Genomic DNA, 17,566 nt, shown 5'->3' with positions numbered 1-17,566 from the left:
ATGAGCGGGGAGGACGATCTTAGGGAAAGGCAGCCTGTAGCGAAGCGTGCCAGACGGCCGCTCTGCTATTATGGGGACGACTTCACGGGTTCGACCGACGTGCTGGAATCGCTTTTTCAGACAGGGCTTAGAACGGTCCTGTTTCTGGAGCCTCCTGCGCAGGAACTGCTGGAAGCCAGGTTTCAAGAGATCGACTGCTTCGGCGTGGCCGGTGTCGGACGGTCGCTGACGCCTGAGGAGATGGAGCGGGAGCTGCGCCCCATATTCACAACCTTGAAGGCGGCTGGAGCTGCCGTCGTGCATTACAAAATATGCTCGACCTTCGACTCCTCGTCCGGTACGGGCAGCATCGGCAAAGCGGCGGAGATCGGACGCGAGGTGTTCGGCGGCCGTTATATTCCGCTGCTGGCCGGTAGTCCTTACTTGGGCCGGTATACGCTGTTCGGCCATCATTTCGCTGCCGGCGGCGTCGGCAGCGCCGGTGGCGCCGTGCACCGGCTGGACCGCCATCCGACGATGTCCGCGCATCCGGTCACGCCGATGGCGGAGGCGGATTTGCGCCGGCATCTGGCTCAGCAGACAGAGCTGCGGGTCGCGCTGCTGGATATTTTGGCGCAGGATGGCGTGGCCGAAGAGGTGCGCGAGCGCTTGGAGCGCATTATCGCGCAGGAGGCGCCGGATATGGTTCTCTTCGACGTGCTGGATGAGCGGCGCTTGGAGACGGCCGGGCGGCTCATCTGGGAGGAGGCGGCCGGGCAGGACGGCTTGTTCGTCATCGGATCGTCGGGCGTGGAGTACGCCTTGGGGGCGGTATGGCAGCAGGAAGCGGCAGCGACAGCAGGGCCTTCAGGGCCTTTAGGGCTTCCTGTGCCTCAGACGCCCCCGGGAGGCGCTTCCGGTACAGCGCCGCTGCTGGTCGTCTCGGGCAGCTGCTCGCCGGTCACAGGGGCGCAGATCGCGTGCGCCCTGGAGGCGGGCTTCGCAGGCATCCGGGTCGCGGTGGAGGAGCTGCTGAGCGCGGAATCGCGGGAGGCGGCGATGGCCGCCCTGCGGCAAGAAGCGGCGAAGCAGCTGGCCGGCGGCAGAAGCGTCATCCTCTATTCGGCAACAGGCCCGGAGGATGCAAGTATCGCGCATACTCGCCAAGCGCTCGCTGCCCGGGGAATCCGCTCCGAGGACAGCAGCCGTCTGCTGGGTATGGCGCTCGGTTCTCTCACGAACGAGCTCGTCAGGGAGCTCGCCTTGCCCCGTGTTCTGATCGCGGGGGGAGACACCTCGGGGTATGTGACGAGAGAGCTCGGCATCTATGCGCTGGAGTGCAAGGCGCTGCTGGATCCTGGAGGACCGCTCTGCCGGGCGTATGCCCATAATCCGCGTTTTGACGGTCTGGAACTGGTGCTGAAGGGCGGTCAGGTCGGCGGGGTGGACTTTTTCGAACGGGTAGCTGCTTATGTATCGTAATAAAACCGTGAAGCGGGCTGCTTCACGGTTTTTTTCGCGGTTTCTTTTTGACCAGCTTAGGCAGATGCTTGATGCTCTTCAGCATGCCGCCTTTGCACAGCGGACATTCCGGCGACGGAGAGGCTGCCAGCTCTTCGCGCATCCATGCCTTACATTCGTTGTTCTTGCATCTCCAAATAGGGACTGGGGATAAGTCCGGCTTGGTCACTTCGGCATCCAAGACAGTAACACCTCCTGCTGCCTTAACCTGCCCGAATGCCATTATCTTCATTCAACGTCTTGAATCTGTAAGCGGTATACCTGCTCGGCATTCGCGCGGCGCCCGCTCCATATCATTAACTAGATCGGCTATAATAGTAGATGACATATTTCAAAGGAGATAACGAATGATGAGATACAATCGAAGAAGTCGATTAGTGGATGTAAGCCGGCAGCTAGCGAAGGTCGCAATGGGTCATGCGTTCGCGGATACGGTTATCAAGAACGGAACGCTCGTGAATGTGTATTCGGGAGAATTGCTAGCGAATATGGACGTTGCGATCGCCGCCGGGCGAATCGCCTATATCGGAAACGCCGATCATACGATTGGCGAGCAAACCGTTATGATCGATGCCGGCGGCAAGTACATCGTTCCCGGCTTTTTGGACGGACATATGCATGTCGAAAGCACGATGCTCTCGGTAACCGAGTTCGCCAAAGCGGCGCTCGCCAAGGGAACGACGGGCATCTTCATGGATCCGCATGAGATTGCCAATGTGTGCGGGGTAGAAGGAGTGCGGTTGATGCATGAAGAGGGGCAGGGACTTCCGCTTAAGGTGTTTACGACCTTCCCGTCCTGCGTACCCGCTACAACGGACTTGGAGGATGCCGGAGCAAGCTTGGGTGTAGCGGATATTGAGGCGGGTCTGAAATGGGATCAAGTCGTCGGACTTGGCGAAGTGATGAATTTCCCGGGTGTCGTGTACGGCGATCCCACCATGTGCGGAGAAATCGAGGCCACCATCCTTAGCGGCAAGACGGTCACGGGACATTTCCCCAGCGAGGATGACCGCATGCTGCAAGCCTATATCGCTTCGGGCGTGACTTCCGATCATGAAACGGTCACGCGGGAGCAAGGGCTGCATAAGGTGCGCATGGGCATGCATCTGATGATCCGCGAAGGCTCGGCATGGCATGATGTCAAGGAAGTCATCAAAGTCGTCACCGAGGATAAGGTGAACACCTCCAATATCTCGCTGGTGACGGATGATGTAAGCCCGCAGACACTTGTGGAGCAGGGTCATCTCAACCACGTCGTGCGCCGCGCGATCGAGGAGGGTGTCGACCCGGTGACCGCGATCCAAATGGTAACGATCAATGTGGCGCGCTATTTCAATCTGGAGAAGGATTTAGGCAGTATTACGCCGGGCAAATGTGCGGACATTGTGCTGTTGGATGATCTGTACAAGGTTGAACCGGCTGTAGTGATAACGGATGGGACCGTCATCTATGAGAACGGCCGGCTTGCAGCCGAGTTCCCTGTCTACACATATCCGGAGCAAATTCTCCATTCAATGCATGTGAAGCGTGCGCTGGCAGCGGAGGATTTCCGCCTTGCGAGCCGGTATCAAGGGGAGCGGACGCGAGTCCATGTTATCGGGGCTATCGAGAATAATGCCCGCACGGCGAAAATGACGGCTTCGCTAAAGGTTGAACAAGGCATTATCCAGCCGGACCCCGGCCAAGATATCATTCGGCTTGCCTGTATAGAGCGGCACCGCGGGACAGGTCAGCTTGCGCTTGGCTTCGCGCATGGCTTCGGGCTGAAGTCGGGTGCGGTCGCTTCAACGGTGGCTCATGACAGCCATAACTTAATCGTGATGGGTGTGGATGAGAACGATATGGCTTTCGCAGCCAATGAACTTGTGAGAATCGGGGGCGGTATGATCGTCGTCGAAGACGGCAAGGTGCTGGCTCAAGTACCGATGGCGATCGCAGGCCTGATGTCTGATAAATCGTTACAAGAGGTTGTGCAAGAAGTCGCCGAGCTGGAATTGGCCTGGAAGCAGCTGGGTTGTCCGCTCCATGCTCCGTTCATGACGTTCTCGCTGATTGCACTGCCGGTTATCCCTGAAATTCGCATAACGAACCGCGGCATCGCAGATGTTACACAGTTTGCGCTGATAGAAACGGAAATAGGGGAATGACCGAAGAGGCCAAACCCGGAATTATACCACAAGTTAAGTCTGATAAGTAAAAATTATGCAATTCTTATCGGAATTTTATTGAATTCGACACCATGCAGCAATTATTGCTATGTACAGTTAATTTTTTTGCGAACTATAATAAGAACAGACTGTATGAAGACGGAAACAATTAGATACTACCAGATTGATAAAGGCAAATCATTGGAAACAATGAGACGCAAAGCCGTGGCCTAAGGCATACCATTTCACTGTATGCTATGGTTGACAGGTTACCGGGTAGGGAGAGACCATCCTGTATTCGGGGTGGTCTTTTCTTTATTAACCATTGGATAATCCATCCAGGGGGGCTTTTGTTTGAAAGAGCTTATGCAGCACGAAGTCATAACTGACGCTTCCATGCTGCTTGATTTCTTTATCGCCATCCCGATCCTGCTCGTCATTATCGGCTTGATATTGTCCCGTCTGCACGCGGTGAATGCCTGGATTCCGATGATTCATACGCTTTCGCTAACCATGTGCAGCATGTCGATCATCGCCGGAGGCAAGGGGATATTTGAGTATCATTTTTCAATTTTCATGGTCCTGGCCATTCTTATTGCCGTTCAACATCTCGCGGGATTCGTGTTATTTCCTGAACTGGTGTGTGGCTCTCCGGGAAGTACGCTTTCTCGATGGTAGCGATTCACTTGATTTTCGTCATCTTGTTTTATTGGGGCCTTGATCTATCAAATTATGGCCAACCGAAAAGCTGCGGCGCTATTCGAAGATCAGCAGAATCTGAAGCTTCAGCAAACCGTGAGGTCGATTGTAGAGAGTCTCTCGCACACAATATCCGTCCTCTCGGTACAATTAGCCGACAATGTGAAACATGTAAGTTAACGAACCGACGAACAGGATCAGGTCATGTCATTCACCGAACATCGAAGCCGGCCGACAAACTCGAGGGGCATAGTGATCAATTGAATGAGATCGTGCATACGGCGAAGATCACATTCTCCTTACAGTAATAACGAAATGAGGCTTGTCTATGCATCATACGATTACGGAAAGCTATAATGTCGTCCTTGTTCTCCTCTCGTTCAGCATAGCGCTGCTCGCCTCCTTCACGGCGTTGAACCTCGCGCGCAAAGTTTTGTCTACCGACGGATGGCAGCGGACAAGCTGGTTGATCTGCAGTGCGGGCGTTATGGGTGTGGGTATATGGTCGATGCACTTCATCGCCATGCTGGCGTATCAATTGCCTGCTGGGGTGACCTACGATATCCGGATCGTAAGCGCCTCTATTGCAGTGGCGATCGCGGGTACGCTCATCGGATTTGCCGTGACGTTCCTGGGCACATATTCCCGCGCCAGGCTTATCATCGGCGGGACTTCGATGGGGCTGGCGATCAGCGGGATGCATTATATCGGCATGGCCGCTTTGCAGCAGATCAGCATAAGCTATCATCCGCTGCAGCTCGCTTTGTCGATTCTCATCGCCGTATGGGCGGCTGTAACTTCGCTGCATGCCTTATTCAAGAGGAGCCAGAACATTGCGTTCAGCGGCTTCATTATGGCGGTCGCCATTACCGGGATGCACTATATGGGGATGTCTGCAGCTGTCATGACATTCCCGGAAGGCTATCATTCCGGCGGCGCGCACGGAACCAGCATGGATTTCTTTGTAGTGGCCATGTACGTAGCCTTCGGTACGATTCTGATTTTCGCGGTGAGCTTCATCAGCTCCTTGTCGGCCGATCGGCGGTTGGCGGAGCAGATTGCGCTCAAGGCATCGATTCTGGAGTCGGCGATTGACGGTATCCTCATGTTCAAATCGCAAGGCCGGATCATTGAATTTAATCCCGCGGCGGAAGCTATTTTCGGGTATACGCGCAGCGAGGCGATTCATCGTACGATTTTCGATTTGCTCTTTCTAATTGACCAAGACGGGGAGGAAGCCGCTTCTCTATACAGGCAGCTGACCCAGCTGGCCGAGACGATCATCGGCAAACGCTTTGAAGTGACGGCTTACCGGGCCGACAGGACTCCGTTTCCAGTAGAGATTATTATAACGAGCCTCGTTAATGAGGGGGAAATGATATACACGGCCTACTTGCGCGATCTGACCGAAAGGAAAAAGTCCGAGGAGCTCATTCAGCGGCTGGCTTATTATGATCATTTGACGGGACTTCCGAACCGCAATCAGTTTAATCAGCTCATCGAAGCCGGCTTGGAGCAAGCCAGAAGTCAACATCGGAGCTTGGCCGTGCTGTTCCTGGATATTTACAGGTTCAAAGGGATCAACGATTCCTTGGGCCATCAGACTGGCGACCAGGTTCTGCAGCAGTTTTCGGCTCTGATTGCCAATGGCCTGCCGGCCGGAGGGTCCACTTCCAGGCTTAGCGGGGATGAATTTGTCATTTTACTGCCTGTGGGACCGACGGGAGAGATGGAGGCTGTGACCAAGCAAGTCCAACAAATCGTGGGTCGGCTGGAAGCTCCCATGCGGATCGGCAGCGGCGAGATCTTCGTATCGACGAATATCGGCATCTCCTTGTACCCGTCTGACGGGGAATCGCCGGAGCAGCTGCTGCGCAGCGCTGACTATGCCATGTACGCGGCTAAGGAGCAGGGGCGGAACAATTACCAATTTTTCAATCAGGATATTAAGCAAAGATTATCTCAATCCGCCGAGATCGTACGGCAGCTAAGCCAAGCCTTCGTGGGACAGGAGTTCAGCCTCGTGTATCAGCCGAAGTTCGATCTCCGTACGGGCGATATTGCGGGTATAGAAGCACTATTAAGGTGGGACAACAAGCTGCTGGGCCGCGTTTCACCGCTGCAGTTCATTCCTGTGGCGGAGGAGTCCCGGCAAATCAACGAAATTGGTGGTTGGGTGCTGCAGACCGCCGTTCGGCAATTGAAAATCTGGCATAACGCTGGCTTGGAGCGTATTCCGATTGCGGTCAACCTATCATCGATTCAGCTGGAACAGGATCACTTCGTTGGGACCGTGCACGATGTTTTGCGGCGAAGCGGGCTGGAGCCTCATTACCTGGAGCTCGAAATCAAAGAGAATCAGAGCTTCGATTCTGAAGGCATGCTGGAGAAGCTTGAGGCGCTTGCCGGGATGGGGGTGAGGCTGTCAATCGACGATTTCGGCACAGGTCACGCTTCCATCCGTTATTTGCGCAAATTGCCGTTTCATGCCATCAAGATTGACAAATCGTTCATACATCGACTCACCGGTCCGGAGCCTGATCCTTCTTTCCTTGAGGCGGCGATCGCGGTTGCCGGTAATTTGAAGCTGGAAGCGGTAGCTGAAGGTGTGGAGTCGGACGAGCAATTGGCGTATTTGAAAAAGCACGGGTGCCGGTATGCCCAAGGTTATTGGCTTGCTGTTCCCGTACCTGCCGATCAGTTCGAGCGGCTTTATATGTCACGCGCCTGCAAGGCCGGGGAGCAGGATGTTTTTATTACGCCGGCTTGAGCGTGCGTGATGGCGGGGGAAGCGCAAGGGGCTGTATTTTATTGTCGTCCGCAGGTCTGCTACAATAGATGAGAAAGCTTGGGCATTTCTCGCTAGGGGGCGAACGGTTTGACCAAATATAAGATCGACGACGTCGCCAAAGAGGTTGGGTTGACGAAGCGGACGATTCGTTATTATGAAGAGCTTGGCTTGCTTGAAGCACCTGAACGGAGCGAAGGCGGGACCCGTCTATATGCCCGCGAGCACATTGAACAATTGAAGCAAATTGTGAACGCCCGCGATGTGTTGGGCTTCTCGCTCCAAGAGATTCAGGAGTTCGTGGCCATAAGCAGGAAGCTTAACGCGCACCGCCAGGGCTATTTGCAAACGGAAGACAAAGCACTGAAGAGACAGGAGCTGCTGGAGATGCGGCAAATCGTCCAGAACCAGCTTGAGCTCATGGATCAGAAGCTTGCCAAAATTGCGGAATTCCGCAAGACCACGGAGCTTCGCTACCAGCGTTTGCAGGCTGTGCTGGATAGTTTGGCAGATTAAAGAAAACCGTCAGTGGGCTTCCCTGACGGTTTTCTTTAGTTGAACCGAAGCGCCGCCTCGGTTCTAACGGACACAGAGGCCGCTATTGCCGGGCGAATCGGCTTGTTCGGAATCTAACGGACACAGATGAGCTTATTTGCCGGTTTTGGAGCAAAATCGTGCTCCAAACGGCCAAATAGCGTCACCGGTGTCCGTTAGATTCTCGATTCGGCGATAATTCGCCGAATAAGCGCTGCGGTGTCCGTTAGCGGGGGGCGGCCCTGCGCTAGGCCGTAGACCCGCACCCGGCTTCGCCGCCGCCGCGGTTCTAACGGACATGGAGGCCGCTATTGCCGGGCGAATCGGCTTGTTCGGAATCTAACGGACACAGATGAGCTTATTTGCCGGTTTTGGAGCAAAATCGTGCTCCAAATGGCCAAATAGCGTCACTGGTGTCCGTTAGATTCTCGATTCGGCGATAATTCGCCGAATAAGCGCTGCGGTGTCCGTTAGCGTGAGGCGGCCCTGCGCCAGGCCGTAGACCCGCACCCGGCTTCGCCGCCGCCGCGGTTCCAACGGACATGGAGGCCGCTATTGCCGGGCGAATCGGCCTGTTCGGAATCTAACGGACACAGATGAGCTTATTTGCCGGTTTTGGAGCAAAATCATGCTCCAAATGGCCAAATAGCGTCACTGGTGTCCGTTAGCGTGGTGCGGCCCTACGCCAGGCCGTAGACCCGCACCCGGCTTCGCTGCCGCCGCGGTTCTAACGGACATGGAGGCCGCTATTGCCGGGCGAATCGGCTTGTTCGGAATCTAATGGACACAGATGAGCTTATTTGCCGGTTTTGGAGCAAAATCATGCTCCAAATGGCCAAATAGCGTCACTGGTGTCCGTTAGATTCTCGATTCGGCGATAATTCGCCGAATAAGCGCCGCGGTGTCCGTTAGCCGCCCGCGCCCGCGCCCCGCGCCCGCGCCCCGCGCCCGCGCCCCGCGCCCGCGCCCCACGCCACAGCTCTAAGCCTGCACCACCGGCAGCTTAAAGCTAAAGACCGAGCCCAGGCCGGGCGCGCTCTTCACCTCCAGCGACCCGCCGTGGTCGACGGCGATTTTCTGGCAGATGGACAAGCCCAGACCGGTGCCGTTTTCTTTGGTCGTATAGAATGGATTGAAGATTTTATCCATATCGCTCTCCGAGATACCGCCACCGCTATCCTCAATTTCAATGATCGCAAGCATGTCCTCCTGTTTTATGCGCACGTGAACATTGCCGGGCTGAAGCATCGCCTCAAAGGCGTTCTGGATGAGGTTCAAGAGAACCTGTACGACTTTGTCCCGGTCAATGAAAATATAGAGCGCTTCCTTCGTATCTTCAAAAATAATGGTATGCCCCCGGTATAAAGCGTCAGACTCAGCCAATGACAAGACGCGGTCCATGCAATCGGACACCGATTCCGGCTTCATATTGCTGATATGAGGTTTGGAGAATTGCAGGAACTCCGCCGTCAACTCGTTCATCCTGCGGATTTCGCTCATGATGACATCGAACCAGGGACGGATATTGTATTCGCTCTTGGTCGCAATCTGCATGAAGCCCTTGATGGTCGTAAGGGGATTGCGAATCTCATGCGCCATGCCGGCCGCCAGCTCACCGATCATCTTCATTTTCTCGGAACGGAACAAATGCTCCTCCCGCTTCAACCATATGGCCCGTTTGCTCTGGAACATGCGTTCCTCGGCCAGTGAGATCAGCTCCTCCGTCGTCGAAGCCTCGAGCGGATACTGAGCGAAGCTGTACGTAACCTGGAAGCCTAATATACTGGAGCCCAGGGACTCGCTAATAGATGCAATGAGGTTCTCTTTGGCAGGCAAAATAATAGCGAACCGGTCGCCGGCATAGCGCGACATGGCGTGCGCATCGCCGAACATGCTGTCGAGCAGCAGCGAGATCTGGTTTAACGTTTCATTCCCGTTATGAATATTTTCGTAGTTCACCGATTTGAAATCTTGGAAATCCAATAAAACCAAAGCGAAATTTAAGCGCTTAATTATTAAGCTTTCGATGGTCATCACATAGCCTTCATAGTTGAGCAGCCCTGTCAGCGGATCATGCGTGGTTAAATAATCGTTCTCTTTCCGCAAACGTTTCTTCTCTAATTCGGAACGAAGTACATATTGAACAAGGAGTACGAAAATAATGCAGCACATGATGTCGTAGACGGAGACGGTGAGATTGTAGAATGTAAAGGGCATGTAGAGTAGGCGTATGACCGTATATAGGCAAATATAGAGGAGGGCGGTCCGCAAGGTATGCGCGTAGGTTAGTCTGTTCTGAATGGCGAAACCGATTAATACATAATACAGAATCAAACACCAATTCAAATGGCTGGACCAATGGAAAAGGGCAAGGAGCACCAACTGAATTTTGGAGGAATAGGGAATCTTCTGCTCGAAGACAATGCTGAGGTAGAAGGAGCAGCCGAGTAATAGAAGGGCGGCCATACTGGGCGCCTTGTCCATGGTGATGGATGAAACTATCGTCAAACAGCATATGAAGGGGATACCTACATGTTTGATAACCTTGATGACCAACAGTAACACTCCCGACTCATTAATAAAATTAGCTCGAAATAGCAACCATTCTAGATTATAAACGATGAAGGTTTAGATAAATGTCGGTTTATGTCACGGTGATCGTTAAATTTTGATGTTTTTTTTTAGCTTGTTGCCACAGCAGCTAGAAGCCCATTAACGATCATAGATCGCCAATAGGCATATCGCTTTTACCGGTGGTTCCGATATTCTTTGGGAGACATCTGGAATTGCTGTTTAAAGACGTTGGTGAAATAGTTGGGCTCATCGAAGCCAATGGCGCAGGCAATTTCGAATATTTTCATGTCGGTATTGCGCAGCAGCAGAGCCGCCTTATCCATGCGCAGACGCGTTACGAAGCGGGTGAAGCTTTCGCCGGTCGCTTTCTTGAAGAGGACGCTGAAATAACTCGGATTAAGATGAAGGTGGGCTGCCACGTCCGTTAATCGACATTCCTCGCTATAATGCTCTTCAATGTATCTTGTCGCCCGTTCGATGACATTGTCGCTTTTGGACGCCTGCCAGTTATGGAACAGGTTCAGGAAATGCTTCACTTGTCCGTCCGCCCAGCGCGTTACATCCGAGGCCGTCCAATGGGCTTGCGGCATGTCGGTCGGGATTCTCGCCATTGCTGCGGTTTCCTGTCCCTCAGGCTCAAATTCCTTCTGAATTGTGCCCAGCATCGCAATGGAAAGCGTTAATGCCTGGATTTTCATTTCTTCCGGAGGCTGCAGAGCCAGATCCTTCAATACTTGCTGCAGCAGCTGACCAAGGGCGGGTTCTCCGCCAATCAGAATGGCCGACATGAGCTGCATTTCCAACTCATTGACTTTGGCTTGATTCAGGGACAGCGTGACCCCGGAGCCCGAGCCCGCTTCCGGATCCAAGTGCGCAGAGCCTGCTCCCGGGGATTCGCCATGCTTGAATTGTTTGTACCACTGGGCTAACTGCTTGTAGGAGGGAGCGGCGCCCATGCTCTGAATATCCACGCGAATGCTCAAATACTGACGGGATGCGTCGGACAGCGCCTGCTGCAAGGCGTCGTCCATTCCCTGTTCTCCGGCGGCCACGGCGACGAAGCAGTCATGCTCGACTAGAACGAGCCTGGCGTCGAGGCCGTCTCTCTTCAGCAATTCTTCGGCAATATTGGAGAAGGCGAATTGGACCAAGCTCCGGTCAGCTTCGCTATACTTTTTGGCCGCCAAGTCATCGCCGTTCAGCTGCAGCAGCCACAGCGATTTCCCGGCAAGCACTTCATCCATGCCCTTCATCGCTTCGTAAGAAGAGGGCAGGTTCAGGAGTGCGGCACGCAGCTCTTGATCCTGCTGCAGGTGGCGCTGAGCGAGAAGCTGCCTGCGCTGTCCGAATTTTTCGTAGAAGCGCTCGGACGCTTTATTCATCACGTTCTTCACATCTTGCTCCGTACAGGGCTTAATGAGCAGATCCAGCGCTCCGAGCCGGACAGCCGCTTGGGCGTACTCAAAGTTTTTGTAGCCGGTCAAAATAATGACAAGCAGATCGGGATAATGCTTCCTCAAATGGGTGACGAACTCGATACCGTCCATGACAGGCATACGTATATCCGTAAGCACGAGATCCGGCTTCACCTCATCCACCAGCGCTAGCGCATCCTGGCCGTTGCTGGCTTCGCCGATAACGTTCCAGCCGAGCTGCGCGTCTTCGAACATTTTGATCAAGCCTTTACGGAAGTTGGGCTGATCCTCCACAATGACTACATTACCCTTCAGCATGATCGCTCAGCTCCTTCCTTTCGGTAATTGGCAGTATAAGGCGCATCGTCGTTCCGCTGCCTACTGCGCTCTCCACCTCAAGCCGGTAAGGCCGGCCGTGCACGAGCTCGAGCCGTCGGACGACACTGCGTACGCCAAGACTTTCCCGTCCGTCCGAACGCTGCGGCAGAGAGGTGCCCTTCGGTCCGAGCAGCAGCGTGATTGCGTCCTGATCCATCCCGCAGCCGTTATCGGTGACTTCAATCTCCAGATGATCCTGAAGCTGGCGTGCCCGGATAATCAGCACTTTATGCCCCACCTTATTTCGGAAGCCGTGCACGAATACATTTTCTACGAGAGGCTGGAGCAGGAAACGCATCATTTCACTGTCCAGAGCCCCTTCATCGGCTTGAATGATCGTTTCTAGTTCGGGCTCGAACAATTCGGTTTGCAGCTTCACATAATTGCGAATTTGCTGAAATTCTTCCCTGACCGTCGTGAGCGTCCGCACCGGCATCAGTGAATATTTGAGCATTTCCGATATGGCGGCAATTAAGGCGGCGGTGTCCTTTTCATCCTGCAAATACAGCTTCCAATAAATCTCGTTAAACATGTTATGCAGAAAATGGGGGTTGAGCTGTACCTGAAGCGCTTTAAGCTCAGCCTCTCTCTCACTTAACTGGGTTAAATAAACTTCTTTGATAAGCCGGCCGACCTGCTCCGCCATGGCATTGAAGCTTTCGGCGATATACGCGAGCTCATCTTTGGTGCGAATTTCTATCCGGGTGTCGAAATCGCCGGACCGCACTTTGCGGAGCCCAAGCAGCAAGTCCTTCAGCGGCCGGAGCAGCTTGCCCGTAAAGATCACGATGAGCAGGCTCGTCAGCGCAATGCTGCTTAAGCCGGTATAGATGATACGCTTGGACAAATTCTTGTTCTTCGCTTGAATGTCCGAGAGCGAGGTCGAGCTGACGAGCTTGAAGGAGGTCTCTTTGGACTCGCCTTGTACGTAGAGATGATCGTCCATCACGCGGGTTTCGTTCATATCCTTCAGCATTTCGGCTTTCTCGGAGGTTCCTTGCACGGCATTGCTAAACAATAATTCTTTATTATCGTTAAATAAATAGACCTCGCCTGTGCCGTCTTTCGTTAACTCCTTGAGCGAGCCTGCGAAGAAGGATTCATCGACGGCCATCACTAGAACGCCGTAAGTATTCAGCGTGCTGTTCTTCATATACCTGGCAATAATAATCGTCTGCCGGAAGCCGCTAGGCTCAAGCGAACTCGGAAGCGGCATGCTCGTCCAAACCAAATTGCCGTAGGTGTCGCTCAGCTTGGTCTGGATCTTCAGAAAGGTGGAAGCATCCAAATTGTTGATGGCCGATGTCGTATATTTGAAATAAGATGGATTCCCGTTCAAATCATACAAATACATGGCCGTAATATAAGGCGCGTCCGATTTGATCTGGAAGATCTGCTCTTCGATTTGTTTCTTATCATAATAAAGATTGAAGGCGTCCTCATCTTCTTGCGAATTGATTCGCCGGATTAACATCTCGATCTGCGGATTGAAGACGACCGTTTGCGAGACGCGGACGATCTCCTGGACCTTCATTTCGATTTTGGCCAAAGCTTCTTCGTTCGTGCGGGAGAATTGCTTGGAGATCTCCTCTTCGAACAGCTTCAAATTGTATTGATACGTCAAATAGCCGGTAATCCCGAAGGCCAGCAATATGATAGCGGACAGACTAAGAATCAGCCTGATCCGAAAGCTTCTATTCATGCCTATAAGCAGCTGCCGCCAAATGCTCATTGTTTCATACCCCGGTGTGTGTAGTTTGGCCTTGATGAGGTCATTATACAATATTTTTAGGGGATAGAAATCGCTTCCACCGATTACCTAACGAATTTATAGAATGTTCTATAATTTTTTAAGGGTTTTAAATGTCGAAGAAGATAAGATAAGTGACATACCAATTGATTAAAGGAGTGAGCAATCATGAGCAGCCGGATAGAAGAACCTCCTGTCTCGATGTCATCCGTGCCACTGCCGAACTCCGCTTCTTTAAAGAGAAGCAGACGGCTGAAACAAAATATCCCTTTGTTCATTATGCTGATCCCCGTCTTCGCTTTCTATATTCTGTTCAAATATTGGCCGATGGGCGGACTTGTGATCGCTTTCAAAAACTATAATTTTGCAGACGGCATTCTGCACAGCCCTTGGGTGGGCTTGAAATATTTCAAGCTGCTGTTCTCCAGCTCCAACACCGTGCAAATTATATGGAACACATTCTGGCTCAGCTTCCTGAATCTGATCTTCGGCTTCCCGGTTCCGATCGTGCTGGCGGTATTGCTGAACGAGGTGAGAAAAGCGAGCTTCAAGAAGTGGATACAGACGATCGTCTACTTACCGCACTTCTTCTCTTGGGTTATTGTCTCCGGTATCGTGCTCTCCTTGTTCGCTACCGATTACGGTTCGATCAACAAGGTGCTCAAATTGTTTGGGATGGAACCGGTTACGTTCCTGTACGAATCGCATTCATGGATCGCCATTTTCATTGGCTCCGGCATTTGGAAAGAGATGGGCTTCAGCACGATCATTTACTTAGCGGCATTAACGACCATTGATCCGGCGCTGTACGAGTCTGCGGGGATGGATGGCGCCTCCAAATGGCGGCAAATTTGGCACATTACACTGCCCGGTATCCGGCATACCATCATTCTGCTGCTCATCCTGGCGATGGGCAGGGTGATGGAAGTGGGCTTCGATCAGGTGTATAACCTGCAGAACAGCGCCGTTGCCGATTCATCCGAGGTCATTAGCACTTATATTTACAAAATCGGTCTGGGCAGCTCGCAATTCAGCCTTACGACTGCGATGGGACTGTTCGAATCGGTCATCAGCTGCAGCCTCGTGCTTCTCGCGAACCGGATCGCCCGCAAATTCGACCAAGCCTTATTCTAGCAGGAGGAACCGACATGAAAACGAGTCAGGGAGAAAAAGTATTCTATGCTGCCAACTATGTCGTCTTGTCAGCGATTGCCTTAACGTGCTTGCTGCCCTTCATTCATATCGTGGCGCTGTCGCTAAGCGACCGTCCCTCGGTTGAGTCCGGTCATGTATTCCTCTGGCCGGTGGGCTTGCAGCTGACCGCTTACAAAATATTTTTCATCGCCAGCCCCGCCCTTGAGGCATTCAAGAATAGCATTATCATTACGGTAATCGGTGTCGTGATCAGTATGCTGGGAACAATTTTGGCCGCTTATCCGTTGTCGAGGGGATATTTGTACGCCCGCCGGTATCTGGTGATGGCAATGGTATTTACGATGTTATTCTCAGGAGGGCTCATTCCCACCTATCTGGTCGTCAAAAACCTGTCGCTCATCGACTCTTACTGGTCCATTTGGTTAACAGGGTTCATTAGCACGTACAACATGCTCTTGATGAAAAGTTATTTCGAGAACATCCCGCATGAAGTGCAGGAGGCCGCACGAATCGATGGCTGCAGCGATACATGGCTGCTGATTCGGGTGATCCTGCCGCTGTCGCTGCCGATGCTGGCTACGCTGGCTTTATTTTATGGCATTAATTACTGGAATGCTTTCATGAGTGTTCTGATGTACATTAACAAGAGTGAAATGCAGAATCTGACGGTCATCGTGCAAGCGATGCTGCAGAAGAACGATTTGTTGAACTCGCCTAGCTTGAATCCAAGCGAACAGCAGATGGTTGTGACGGAGATGGTGAAATCCGTTGGCGTCGTGGTGATGGTGGTGCCGATGCTGCTTGTGTATCCGTTCCTGCAGAAGTATTTTGTGAAAGGCGTTATGCTTGGCTCTGTCAAAGGTTAGTTCACCGTTATTGAAGAAGGCATCTCAGTTTATTTCAAACTTTTACAATATACTCTTGGGGGGAAAAAGTATGAAAAACTTGAAGCTATGGTTAGGCGTAAGTTTGAGTGTGGTAGCGGTAGGCGCTACGCTTGCAGGTTGCAGTACGGAGAAAAAGGAAGGAACGGCGACGACGGCTGCGACCGGCAAGCCGGGCGAGGCAACGCCAGCCAAACGCGGAGATGTAACCGTATCCATGTATGACCGGGGGGGAGTTCCGGCTTCGGAAGGCAACTATGAAGAAAATCGCTGGACGAAATGGATTAATCAAAACGGTCCGGCCAATGTGAAGTTCGTCCCTATCCTGCGCAGCGATTCGACGAAGAAATTGAATGTGCTTTTCGCTTCAGGCTCAGCACCGGATATCGTGAACGAGTACAACACGCCGTTCCGCGGAAGCTTGTACGATCAGAAGCAGCTGCTCCCTCTGGATAATATTTTGAAATACATGCCGACCTACTCCAAATTGCTGGAGCAGTATCCGCAGCTTAAGAAAGCGGGCACGAAGCCGGACGGTAAGCTGTACGAGATCGGGAAAGTGAAAGAGGCAGTGCCGGCGCATATCCTGCTCATTCGTTCGGACTGGTTGAAGAAACTGAATCTCTCCATGCCGACGACGACCGAGGAGCTGTTCCAGGTTGCGAAGGCGTTCGCCGATCAAGATCCTGACGGCAACGGCAAGAAAGATACGTACGGCATGAATATGAGCACATATTCCGAGCAGGCGATCAACGAAATGTTCGGCGAAGGCTCGTCCAGCACGCTGCTGGCATGGGGACTGAAAGACGGCAAAGTGATCCGTCAATGGGATAACGAGCTGGCTTCCCTGACCTTCAAGAAGATGCTTTATGACGATGGAATCATCGATAAAGACTATATCAACGATAAAGACGGAGCCAAAGCGAAGCAGGACTTCCTGAACGGTAAGATCGGCATCTATGTGAAATTTACCGGAGGCTGGTACGATTTCGTGATGAACGATATGGTGACGCTGAAGAAAAATGTCGCCGGCGCCGAGATCGCTCCGCTCGGCTATCCGAAATCACCGCTCGGCACATTCACGGGTGCGATTGACAACCCTGTCCAAATGACGACGGTCATTAATGCCAAAGCCAAGGATCCGGAAGCGGTCGGACGTTACCTCGACTTCATGATGAAGCCGGAGAACGCGATGAAAATTATCGCCGGGGATGAAGGCACGCACTGGAAGAAAGGCAGCAACGGCTGTCCGCAAACGATCGACCCGGCTAAGTCTAAGAACGAGGTTGGGTATGCGCTCGACTATACGATGTTCTTCTCTTCCGGTACAGACAAGTGCAACTACGTCCTGAACCAGTTCTCGCCTGATGTGCCGGAACAGAAAGCGGGCATGGACATGTACAAAGAAGTACAGAAGCTTTATTTTGATCCGCAAAGAGAATATCCGGGTATCACGCTTGGAGACCATATGCCGGTTTACAGCGCCGATCTCAACATCATTAATACGACGATTCTGAAAGAGAAAGGCGATCTGTTCGTCAAGGCGATCATCAGCGGCAGCAAGTACACGCCGGAGCAAGCGATCAAAGACGCGCAAGCAGCTTGGGATAAAGCAGGCGGCAAACAGCTCGAGGACTTCATGAATAAATGGTATCAAGAAAACAAAGACAATGCGTTCATGGCGAAAGACGTGAAGGAAATCGTCAAACAGCAAATGGAAATGGTGAAGTAATTCAAGAGGA

Annotated in this window: 12 protein-coding genes and 1 riboswitch; of the genes, 8 read left to right on the top strand and 4 right to left on the bottom strand. The window is 52.7% G+C overall.

The window, feature by feature from the left end; all coding sequences use genetic code 11:
• Positions 1–1,461 carry a four-carbon acid sugar kinase family protein gene (locus PUT07_RS05890; protein ID WP_274466898.1) on the top strand — a complete coding sequence of 487 codons (1,461 nt, stop codon included), beginning with the start codon at positions 1–3 and terminating at the stop codon, positions 1,459–1,461.
• Positions 1,462–1,483: 22 nt separating this feature from the next.
• Here PUT07_RS05890 and PUT07_RS05885 read toward each other — a convergent pair whose 3' ends face one another.
• Complete coding sequence (locus PUT07_RS05885; protein ID WP_274466897.1) at positions 1,484–1,681, bottom strand: cold-inducible protein YdjO-related protein; 198 nt, start codon at positions 1,679–1,681, stop codon at positions 1,484–1,486.
• Between the two features lie 166 nt (positions 1,682–1,847).
• Between PUT07_RS05885 and ade the strand changes: the two genes are divergently transcribed.
• The 4 genes from ade (at position 1,848) to PUT07_RS05865 (ending at position 7,650) form a co-directional block, all read left to right on the top strand.
• Positions 1,848–3,647, top strand: a complete 1,800-nt coding sequence (gene ade / locus PUT07_RS05880) for an adenine deaminase (protein WP_379239617.1) — start codon at positions 1,848–1,850, stop codon at positions 3,645–3,647.
• A 182-nt stretch (positions 3,648–3,829) separates the two neighbouring features.
• Positions 3,830–3,924, top strand: a riboswitch (cyclic di-GMP riboswitch).
• Positions 3,925–4,001: 77 nt separating this feature from the next.
• Positions 4,002–4,325, top strand: coding sequence for a hypothetical protein (locus tag PUT07_RS05875; RefSeq protein ID WP_274466896.1), 324 nt, complete (start codon positions 4,002–4,004; stop codon positions 4,323–4,325).
• A gap of 349 nt (positions 4,326–4,674) precedes the next feature.
• Positions 4,675–7,116, top strand: a complete 2,442-nt coding sequence (locus tag PUT07_RS05870) for a bifunctional diguanylate cyclase/phosphodiesterase (RefSeq protein ID WP_274466894.1) — start codon at positions 4,675–4,677, stop codon at positions 7,114–7,116.
• A gap of 108 nt (positions 7,117–7,224) precedes the next feature.
• Positions 7,225–7,650 (top strand): MerR family transcriptional regulator, encoded by a 426-nt coding sequence (locus tag PUT07_RS05865; RefSeq protein ID WP_274466892.1) that lies wholly within the window; start codon positions 7,225–7,227, stop codon positions 7,648–7,650.
• A gap of 999 nt (positions 7,651–8,649) precedes the next feature.
• Here PUT07_RS05865 and PUT07_RS05860 read toward each other — a convergent pair.
• The 3 genes from PUT07_RS05860 to PUT07_RS05850 form a co-directional block, all read right to left on the bottom strand.
• Complete coding sequence (locus PUT07_RS05860; protein ID WP_274466890.1) at positions 8,650–10,224, bottom strand: sensor histidine kinase; 1,575 nt, start codon at positions 10,222–10,224, stop codon at positions 8,650–8,652.
• Between the two features lie 191 nt (positions 10,225–10,415).
• On the bottom strand, positions 10,416–11,975 hold the full coding sequence (locus tag PUT07_RS05855) for a response regulator transcription factor (RefSeq protein WP_274466889.1): 1,560 nt from the start codon (positions 11,973–11,975) through the stop codon (positions 10,416–10,418).
• Positions 11,962–13,767 (bottom strand): cache domain-containing sensor histidine kinase, encoded by a 1,806-nt coding sequence (locus PUT07_RS05850; protein ID WP_274466888.1) that lies wholly within the window; start codon positions 13,765–13,767, stop codon positions 11,962–11,964. The genes PUT07_RS05855 and PUT07_RS05850 overlap by 14 nt, the downstream gene beginning before the upstream one ends.
• 219 nt (positions 13,768–13,986) lie before the next feature.
• Here PUT07_RS05850 and PUT07_RS05845 point away from each other — a divergent pair, with 219 nt between their 5' ends.
• The 3 genes from PUT07_RS05845 to PUT07_RS05835 all read left to right on the top strand — a co-directional run bounded on the left by PUT07_RS05845 (position 13,987) and on the right by PUT07_RS05835 (position 17,556).
• Positions 13,987–14,919 carry an ABC transporter permease gene (locus tag PUT07_RS05845; RefSeq protein WP_274467479.1) on the top strand — a complete coding sequence of 311 codons (933 nt, stop codon included), beginning with the start codon at positions 13,987–13,989 and terminating at the stop codon, positions 14,917–14,919.
• A gap of 14 nt (positions 14,920–14,933) precedes the next feature.
• Positions 14,934–15,806 (top strand): carbohydrate ABC transporter permease, encoded by an 873-nt coding sequence (locus PUT07_RS05840; protein WP_274466887.1) that lies wholly within the window; start codon positions 14,934–14,936, stop codon positions 15,804–15,806.
• Positions 15,807–15,876: 70 nt separating this feature from the next.
• Entirely contained in the window at positions 15,877–17,556 is a 1,680-nt protein-coding gene (locus PUT07_RS05835; RefSeq protein WP_274466885.1) for an extracellular solute-binding protein, read from the top strand.
• Positions 17,557–17,566 lie beyond the last annotated feature (10 nt).

This window comes from Paenibacillus sp. MAHUQ-63 (assembly GCF_028765165.1).
Taxonomy (GTDB): Bacteria; Bacillota; Bacilli; order Paenibacillales; family NBRC-103111; genus Paenibacillus_E.
Note: the sequence above shows the minus strand (reverse complement) of the source record. Positions and strands in the feature narration are given on the sequence as shown.